Source organism: Paractinoplanes aksuensis (genome assembly GCF_024137025.1).
In the GTDB taxonomy this organism is placed as follows: domain Bacteria; phylum Actinomycetota; class Actinomycetes; order Mycobacteriales; family Micromonosporaceae; genus Actinoplanes; species Actinoplanes aksuensis.
This window is the reverse complement of record NZ_JAMYJR010000015.1, coordinates 90,078-98,851: the sequence shown is the minus strand read 5'-3', so window position 1 is coordinate 98,851 and position 8,774 is coordinate 90,078. Positions and strand designations below refer to the sequence as shown.

At 70.1% G+C, this 8,774-nt stretch carries 4 protein-coding genes; 2 read left to right on the top strand and 2 right to left on the bottom strand.

The genetic code is table 11. The features are described 5' to 3' along the window. Nucleotides 1–1,002, top strand: a 1,002-nt coding sequence (locus tag M1L60_RS15885; RefSeq protein WP_253238188.1) for a prolipoprotein diacylglyceryl transferase, incomplete at its 5' end; no start/stop codon positions are given. A 369-nt stretch (nucleotides 1,003–1,371) separates the two neighbouring features. Here the strand turns inward: M1L60_RS15885 and M1L60_RS15880 are convergent. Further along, nucleotides 1,372–3,252: a penicillin-binding transpeptidase domain-containing protein gene (locus tag M1L60_RS15880; RefSeq protein ID WP_253238187.1), complete on the bottom strand. Its 1,881-nt coding sequence runs from the start codon at nucleotides 3,250–3,252 to the stop codon at nucleotides 1,372–1,374. Nucleotides 3,253–3,525: 273 nt separating this feature from the next. Between M1L60_RS15880 and M1L60_RS15875 the strand changes: the two genes are divergently transcribed. Next, nucleotides 3,526–8,457, top strand: coding sequence for an NAD-glutamate dehydrogenase (locus M1L60_RS15875; RefSeq protein ID WP_253238186.1), 4,932 nt, complete (start codon nucleotides 3,526–3,528; stop codon nucleotides 8,455–8,457). On the opposite strand, the gene M1L60_RS15870 is transcribed toward M1L60_RS15875, so the two are convergent. After that, the gene (locus M1L60_RS15870; protein WP_253238185.1) at nucleotides 8,446–8,763 is read right to left on the bottom strand and encodes a TetR/AcrR family transcriptional regulator C-terminal domain-containing protein; all 318 of its coding nucleotides are present in this window, start codon (nucleotides 8,761–8,763) and stop codon (nucleotides 8,446–8,448) included. The genes M1L60_RS15875 and M1L60_RS15870 overlap by 12 nt on opposite strands. Nucleotides 8,764–8,774 lie beyond the last annotated feature (11 nt).

The following is an 8,774-nucleotide window of genomic DNA, read 5'->3' as shown; positions in this document are numbered from 1 at the left end:
GACCTCGCGCCGGCTGACGCCGAGGCTGCGGAGTCTGCGCCGGTCGACGCCGTGAGTGTGGAGTCCGCGCAGCCCGACGCTGACGGTACGGACCTCGCGCCGGCTGACGCCGAGGGTGCCGAGCCCGCGCAGCCCGACGCCGACGGCGTGGGGATGGCGCACGGTGACGTCGAGGGTGTCGAGTCCGCGCCGGTCGACGCCGAGGGCCTGGAGATCGCGCTTGGTGACGTCGAGGTTGCGGAGATGGCGCACGGTGACGTCGAGGGTGTCGAGCCCACGCCGGCCGACACCGACGGCTTGGAGATCGCGCACGATGACGCCCAGGGCGTGAAGACCGCGCCGGTTGGCTCCGAGGGCCTGGAGCTTGCGCAGACCAATGCGGGCGGGACGGAGTCGGCAGAGGTTGATGCCGACGGTGTGGATTCTGCGTACGCCGATGTCGAGGACGTGGAGTCCGCAACAACTGGCCCCGACGAGGTAGCTGCGCAAGTCGACGCCACGAGTGTTGAGGCTGCCCAGGTTGATGCTGACGGTGTGGAGTTCGCGAGTGGCGTGGATTCTGCGCAGGCCGGCACCGAGGATGCAGCGGCTGCGCAGGCCGACGCCGACGGCGTCCAACTTCCAGCGGCCGGAACCGAGTTGTCGGAGATCGAGAGTGCGGGCAGCGCGCACGCGGAAACCGTGCTCGCGACCGAGGAATCGCAGTCGCTGCAGGACGGCGACGACTCACCCCACGCGGTATGGACCGGTGACGGCGACCCGGCCGACGCGGAGGCGAACCGAGCGTACGCAGAATCCGATGAGGAGCAGCGAGCCGACGAGATCAGGCGGCTAGTGCCGCGCCCGCTCGGTCAGGCCCCGCTGCTCGACTCCGAGCCCCTGCCTGCGACCCGCCCCGGCATGCTGCGCCCCCGAGCCCCCGAAGACCGGGACAGCTTCTCGCTCCCGGTCCAGCGCCCCGCATTCGAGCTCGGCTCGGACGAGCCCGCCGACATCGCCTGACCGATCCCGCTTCTTGGATCTTGACGTCTCACCGCACCGTCCATCCCGAGCCCCCGCCCGCCTCGGGGCGTGGGGCAGGACGTTAGCTGATCCAGCTGAGTGAGCGTGCAGTTGTCCACAGGGCTCGTTGCCGATGCCCGGCCGAACCGAGCTGGGTGGCCAGGCCGCCGGGCCCCTTGAGCGCAGCCGCAGCTGGTGGCCGGGCCGGTTGAGCGCAGCCGTCGCTGATGGCGGGCCCCTTGAGCGCAGCGGCCGCTGACGGGCTTCATCCGACAGTTCGTTGAGCATCCGCCGGGCGCCGGCGGCAACGAGTGGGCCCGGGCGCGGGCGTTCGAGACCGCCTGCGCCCGGCCGCCGGCGCGATGCCGATCAGTTCTTGGCCAGGTTTTGCAGGAAGCGTTTGACCACGGGGACCGCGGCCTCGGAGCCGGCGCCGCCCTTTTCGACCATGACGGCGAAGGCTACGTCGCCCTGGTAGCCGATGAACCAGGAGTGCGTTTCCTCGGTGCCCTCGCTGAATTCGGCGGTGCCGGTTTTGCCGTGGATGGCGCCGCCGGGGACGCCCTTTAGCGCCGTCGCGGTGCCGGCCGTGATGACCTCGCGCATCATCGTGCGCAGGGGCGTCAGGGCCGCTGTGTCCAGTTTGGGGCCGTCGGCGGCGGGGGCGGCGGGGGCCGGGTCGAGCACGAGCCGGGGCTGTTTGAACTGGCCGCGGGCGATGGCTGAGGTGGCGCTGGCCATGGTCAGCGGGCTGACCGCAGTGGCGCCCTGGCCGAAGGTGGCCGCGGCCAACTCGGTCGGGGTGTCGGCGGGGGAGAGTTTGCCGCTGAACGCCTCCACACCCAGGTCCCACTTACCGCCGATGCCCAGCGCTTCCGAGGCCGCGCGCAGGCCGTCCGCGCCCAGTTTGGGGGCCAGGCCGACGAAGGCCGTGTTGCACGACTTGGCGAAGTCGACGTGGAACGGGACCGTGCCCAGTGCCTCGTCGTGCGAGTTCTTGAACTGGCGGCCGGCCACCGCGGCTGTCTTGGGGCAGGCGACGGGGGTGTTGGCCGTGGCCACCTTTTTCTGCAGGATTCCGTATGCCGAGACCGCTTTGAACGTCGAGCCGGGCGCCACCTGGCCGGTCAGGGCGGTGTTGACCGTGCCGCCCTCGGGGCCGTTGGCCACGGCCAGCACCGAGCCGTCGCTCACCTTGATCGCGACCAGCGAGCTGGCCTGCTTCTCGGCGGCCAGGGCCTGGTCGGCGGCGAGCTGGGTCTTGACGTCGAGCGTGGTCTTGACCGGCTTGCCGGCCACCGGGTCGGCCTTGAAGAGTTCGCGGGGAGCCGGCGCCGTGTCCTCGCCGATGTCGGTGCTGCCGCCGTTGATCACCACCGAGACGCCGGCCGTGCCGCGCAGGGCTGTGTCGTACTTCTGCTGGAGGCCGCCGTGGCCGACGGTGTCGCCCTGCACCAGGGTCTGCGGGTTCTTCTCGAGGTCTTCGGCCGTGGCCTCGTCGACCGTGCCGAGCAGCGCGCGGGCGAAGACCCGGCTCGGTGCGAGCGGGCGCTGCTGCTTGTTGAAGACCGTGCCGTCGAGCGCGCGCAGACCCGGGCGGATCTTGTTGTAGTCCGGTTCGCGCAGCGTGATCAGCTCGATGAACGAGATCGGCTCGGCGTTCTTGATGCGGTCGGCCAGGTTGGTCGTGTCGACCGTGACGCCGATCTTCTTGAACTCGGCGGCCAGGCCGGTGCGCAACTTGGCCAGGTCGGTCACCTTCTGCGGCTCGACGCCGACGGTGATCACGGTGCGCGGCGTGACGATGGGTTCGCCGGCCGCGTCGAGGATGCTGGCCCGGGGCGCGGACAGCCGCTTCAGGCCCAGCTTGTCGCCGCTTTCCAGGTCGGGCTGCAGGATCGACGGCTCCCAGATGATCCGCCAGCCGTCGGAGTCGCGCTTGGTCAGGCGGACGTTGGTCGGGTACGACCACTTGACGTCGCCCGGCAGCGTCCAGTCGACCTTGAGCACGCTCACCGCGTCGTCGCCGGTGGTCTTGGGCTCGCCCTCGGCGGTGACGGTGAGCGGCCGCTGGGCCAGGTCGCCGGAGAAGGTCTTGATCTGTTCCAGCACCTCGGGCGCGGCGATCTTGCCGCCATTGGCGCCGACAAATCCGACCTTGCTCAGATCGTTACCGCGCCAGCCGGCCAGGAAGTCGTCGAGCGTGCCGTCGGGGCCGTCGCCCGAACACCCCGCGAGAACACCGGTCATCAGCGCCAATGTGGCCGCTGCGGCGAGCGGGCGGCGCACTGACCGGTACGGACCGCGGTGCATGGGAACCCCTTTCGGCGGGTATCGGGCGGATCGTAGGTGACGGTAGTGAACGAATGCACGTTCTGCTGACCCGTGCCCGGCGGGTCAGGTCGGATCGCCCGCCCAACGGACCGTTCGGACCGCGCCTTCCCTGGGGCGCAGTGCGGCGTTCTAGGCTGTCCTCGACATGTTCGAACCCACAGTGTCGTGGGTGAGGGGAGCGCCAGAGCCATGGCTGTCGCCGACGAGGCCGCATCCGAAACCGATGCCGACCAAGATCTCATCGCCGGACCGGGGCTGGCCCTGACCGGCCGTCTCGGCGCCAGCGCCGAGGAGGGTGAGCTCGACGAGACGCTCCCCAACGGGGAACGGCTGATCGCCCAGGCCGTCGAGGTGGCCGGGGACGATCACGCCACCGCCCAGCTCGTGGGGCGCTTCTGGCGGTTCGCGCCGGACGAGGAACTGGTGGGGCTGACCCCACAAGAGATGCACGACGCCGCGATCAGCCACCGCGAGCTGGCCGCGACCCGGCTGCCGGGTGAGCTCAAGCTGGCCCTCTCGGGGCCGACCGGGTCGGAGTGCCACAGCATCCTGCAGATCGTCACCGACGACATGCCGTTCCTGGTCGACTCGGTGATCGCCCTGCTCTCCGCGCACCAGCAGCAGGTCCACCTGCTGGTGCACCCGTTGATCGTGGTGCGCCGGGAACCGCTGGGCGCACTGGGCGAGCTCGCCGCCGATGTCGAGCCCGACGACGCGATCGAGGGCGACCTGGTCGAGAGCTGGATCCGGATCGAGATCGACCCGATCCGCAACGGCGAGGCCCGCGAGCAGCTGCTCAACGAGGTGCGGCGGGTGCTGACCGACGTGCGCGACGCGGTCGAGGACTGGCAGCGCATGCGCCAGCGGGCGCTGGTGATCGCCGACGAGCTGGCCGCCCACCGCGGCTCCGAGCGCCGGTTGCCGGTGCCCGACAAGGACGTCACCGACTCGATCGAGCTGCTCAAGTGGCTCGCCCATGACCACTTCACGTTCCTCGGTTACCGCGAGTACCGCCTGGACGGGGACGTGCTGACCGGCGTACACGGAACCGGTCTGGGCATTTTGCGGGGGGACAGCAAGCCTCGCAAGCTGGCCACGATGACCGACGAGGCGTTCCAGCGCGCGCTCGAGAAGCGGCTGCTGGTGATCACCAAGGCCAATTCGCGGGCCACCGTGCACCGGTCGGCCTATCTGGACTACATCGGCGTCAAGCTGTTCGACGAGGCGGGCGAGGTGATCGGCGAGCGCCGGTTCCTGGGTCTGTTCAGCTCGTCGGCCTATCGCACCAGCGTGCGCGAGCTGCCGGTGGTCCGGCGCAAGGTGCGCGAGGTGCTCGACCGGTCCGGCCTGTCGCCGCGCGGGCACTCCGGCAAAGACCTGTTGCAGATCCTCGAGACGTACCCGAGGGACGAGCTCTTCCAGATCAAGACCGATGACCTGTACGAGGCGGTGATCGGCGTCCTGCGGATGGCCGGGCGCCGCCAGCTGCGGCTTTTCCTGCGGCGCGACGGTTACGGCCGGTTCATCTCGTGCCTGATCTACCTGCCGCGCGACCGCTTCACCACCGGCAACCGGCTGCGCATGCAAGAGATTCTGCTGCGCGAGCTCAACGGCGTCGGCGTCGACTACACGACCCGGGTCACCGAGCGCATGCTGGCCAGAGTCCACTTCATCGTGCGTACGGATCCGGCCGACCCGCCCGGTTCGGTCGACCCCAACGCGCTGGCCGAGATGCTGGCCGACGCCACCCGCATGTGGGACGACGACTTCCAGCTGGTGCTCGAGCGCAAGCTGGGCGAGGAGTCGGCGCGCGACCTGTTCGCCCGCTACTCGACCGCGTACCCGGAAAGCTACAAGGACGGTCACACGCCGTACGAGGGAATGCAGGACCTGGCCAAGCTCGAGCTGCTCGAGGAGGAGGGGCAGCTCGAGATGCACCTCTACCGCAAGCGCCGCCTCACCCACGACGGCTCGGCCGAGCCCGACGACCACGACGTGCGGTTCAAGGTCTACCGGTACGGCGAGCCGATGCTGCTGTCGGCGGTGCTGCCGGTGCTGCACTCGCTCGGTGTGCAGGTGGTCGACGAGCGGCCGTACGAGATCCGCCGCAGCGACGGTCAGATCTACCTGTACGACTTCGGGCTGCAACCACCGGAATCGCACCGTGAGCTGGCCGAGGTGCGCCCGCAGGTCGAGAACGCCTTCGCCGCCGCCTGGCGGGGTGAGGCCGAGGTCGACGGGTTCAACGAGCTCGTGCTGCGGGCCGGGCTCACCTGGCGGCAGGTCGTGGTGCTGCGGGCGTACGCCAAATATCAGCGCCAGACCGGGTCGGTGTTCTCGCAGCGTTACCTCGAATCGACGTTCATCGCCTATCCCGAGATCGCACGCCTGCTGGTCAGCCTGTTCGAGACCCGGTTCTCGCCCCGCCTCGAGGCCGGCGAGACCGAACGCGGGCGGCTGGCCGACGAGCTGGTCGAGCGGATAACCGGCCTGCTCGACGACGTCGAGAGCCTGGATCAGGACAGGATCCTGCGCTCGTACCTGACGTTGATCCAGGCCACCCTGCGCACCAGCTTCTTCCAGCGCGGGGCGGACGGGCGGCCCAAGTCGTACGTGGCCTTCAAGCTCGACCCGCAGGCCATCCCCGACCTGCCGCAGCCGCGCCCGAAGTACGAGATCTTCGTCTACTCGCCGCGCTTCGAGGGCGTCCACCTGCGCTTCGGCGCCGTGGCCCGGGGCGGGCTGCGCTGGTCCGACCGGCGCGAGGACTTCCGTACGGAAATTCTGGGTCTGGTCAAGGCGCAAGAGGTCAAGAACGCGGTGATCGTGCCGGTCGGCGCCAAGGGCGGCTTCGTGCTCAAGCAGAAGCCGGGCGACCGCGACGAGGCGGTGGAGTGCTACCAGCGCTTCATCACGGCGCTGCTCGACGTCACCGACAACATCCTCAGCGGCAAGATCGTGCCGCCGCGCGACGTCGTACGGCACGACGGCGACGACCCTTACCTGGTGGTCGCGGCGGACAAGGGGACGGCGACGTTCAGCGACATCGCCAACCAGATCTCGGTCAGCAAGGACTTCTGGCTCGGCGACGCGTTCGCCAGCGGCGGCTCGGCCGGCTACGACCACAAAAAGATGGGCATCACCGCCCGCGGCGCGTGGGAGTCGGTCAAGAAGCACTTCCGCGACCTGGGCGTCGACACCCAGTCCGAGGACTTCACGGTGGTCGGCGTGGGCGACATGTCGGGCGACGTGTTCGGCAACGGCATGCTGCTCAGCCGGCACATCCGGCTGGTCGCGGCGTTCGACCACCGGCACATCTTCCTCGACCCGACGCCCGACGCGGCCACCTCGTACGCGGAGCGGCGCCGGCTGTTCGAGCTGCCCCGGTCGTCGTGGGACGACTACGACCGGTCGCTGCTCAGCGCCGGGGGCGGGATCTATCCGCGTACGGCGAAGTCGATCCCGGTGTCGCCGGAGGTTCGCGCGGCGCTGGATCTGGGCCCGGCGACCACGGTCAGCCCGGTCGACCTGATGCGGGCGATCCTCGGGGCCCCGGTCGACCTGCTGTTCAACGGCGGCATCGGCACCTACGTGAAGGCGTCCACCGAGACCCACGCCGAGGTGGGCGACAAGGCCAGCGACGCGATCCGGCTCAACGGCGCCCAGCTGCGGTGCCGGGTGGTCGGGGAGGGCGGCAACCTCGGGCTCACCCAGCGCGGGCGCATCGAGTTCGCGCTGGCCGGCGGGCGCGTGTTCACCGACTTCATCGACAACTCGGCCGGGGTCGACTGCTCCGACCATGAGGTCAACATCAAGATCCTGCTCGGCGGCATGGTGGCCGACGGCGAGATGACGCTGCCCGAGCGCGACGAACTGCTGGCCGCGATGACCGACGAGGTGGCCGCGCTCGTCCTGCGCGACAACTACGAGCAGGCCACGGCGCTGGGCAACGCGCGGGCCCAGGCCCACTCGCTGCTGCCGGTGCACCGGCGGATGCTCAACGATCTGGAAGAGAGCGGCCGCCTCAACCGGGAGCTCGAGGCGCTGCCGACCGACGCCGAACTGGCCGCCCGGTACGAGGCGGGCAACGGGCTCACCGCTCCCGAGTTCGCGGTCCTGCTGGCGTACGTCAAGATCAGTCTCGAACGTGAGGTGCTCGCGGACGAGATCGTGGACGAGGCGTGGACGACCGAGGTGCTGTCCCGCTACTTCCCGACGCCGCTGCGCGAACGGTGCGCGGGCCGCATGATCGGCCACCGGCTGCGGCGCGAGATCATCTCGACGGCCCTGGTCAATGAGGTGGTCAACCGGGGCGGCACGTCGTTCGTCTTCCGCGCGATGGAAGAGAGCGGCGCGTCGGCGGCCGACGTGATCCGGGCCTACACGGTGATCCGTGAGGCGTACGGGCTGGCCGGCATCTGGGCCGAGGCCGAGCGCCTCGACAACCGGGTGCCGACCGAGGCCCAGACGCTGGTCTTCCTGGAGTCGCGGCGACTGCTCGACCGGGCCGTGCGCTGGCTGGTCAGCACCCGGCGCTCGCCGATCGACGTGGCGGCCGAGATCGGCAAGCTGCGCGAGGGCGTGCAGTCGCTGCTCCCGCAGTTGCCGTCGGTGCTGCTGGGCGCCGAGCGCCGGTCGATGGACGAGCACATCGCCACCATGGTCGACAAGGGCGTGCCGATGGAGCAGGCCGAGCGGGTCACCTGGTGCAACTACGGCTTCGGCCTGCTCGACATCCTCGAGACGGGCGCGCTGACCGAGAAGGCGCCGCTCGAGGTGGCGAACGTCTACTTCGCCTTGTCCGAGCGCTTCCACATCGACCAGCTGTTGTCGCACATCTCCCGCCTGCCGCGCGGCGACCGGTGGCAGACCCTGGCCCGCATGGCACTGCGGTACGACCTGTACGCCGCGCTGGCCGCGCTGACGGCCGAGGTGCTGCAGTCGACCCCGTCCGACGCCTCGGCCGACGAACGGGTCTCCGAGTGGGAACGGGTCAACGCGGCGTCGATCGCCCGCGCCGCCAACGCGATGGGCGACGTGGCCGACACCCCGGCCGAGCTGGCCGCCCTCTCGGTGCTGCTGCGTCAGATCCGTACGTTGGTGAAGACCTCAGCCGCCTGAGTTCCGCTTCACAAAGGGGGTCGCCGGGACCTGCTCGGTGCCGGCGACCAGCCCCATCTTCAGGACCGCCTCGGTGCCGGCGACCAGCACGCGGAGGCCGTGTGCGTAGGCCTCGTCCGGCTCGCGATAACCGCCGGTGTCGCGCAGGGCCGCGAGCAGGGTCGGCAGATTCGGCCGGGCGGCCTGTTCGGCCTCGCTCGGGGGTCCGATGACGGACTGCTCCTGCAGCACGAAGCTGTTGGTGTAGTCGCTGACGGTCATGATCGTGGTCAGCGCCTGGGCCGGCGTGAAGCCCAGCGTGACCATGGCGCTGCCCC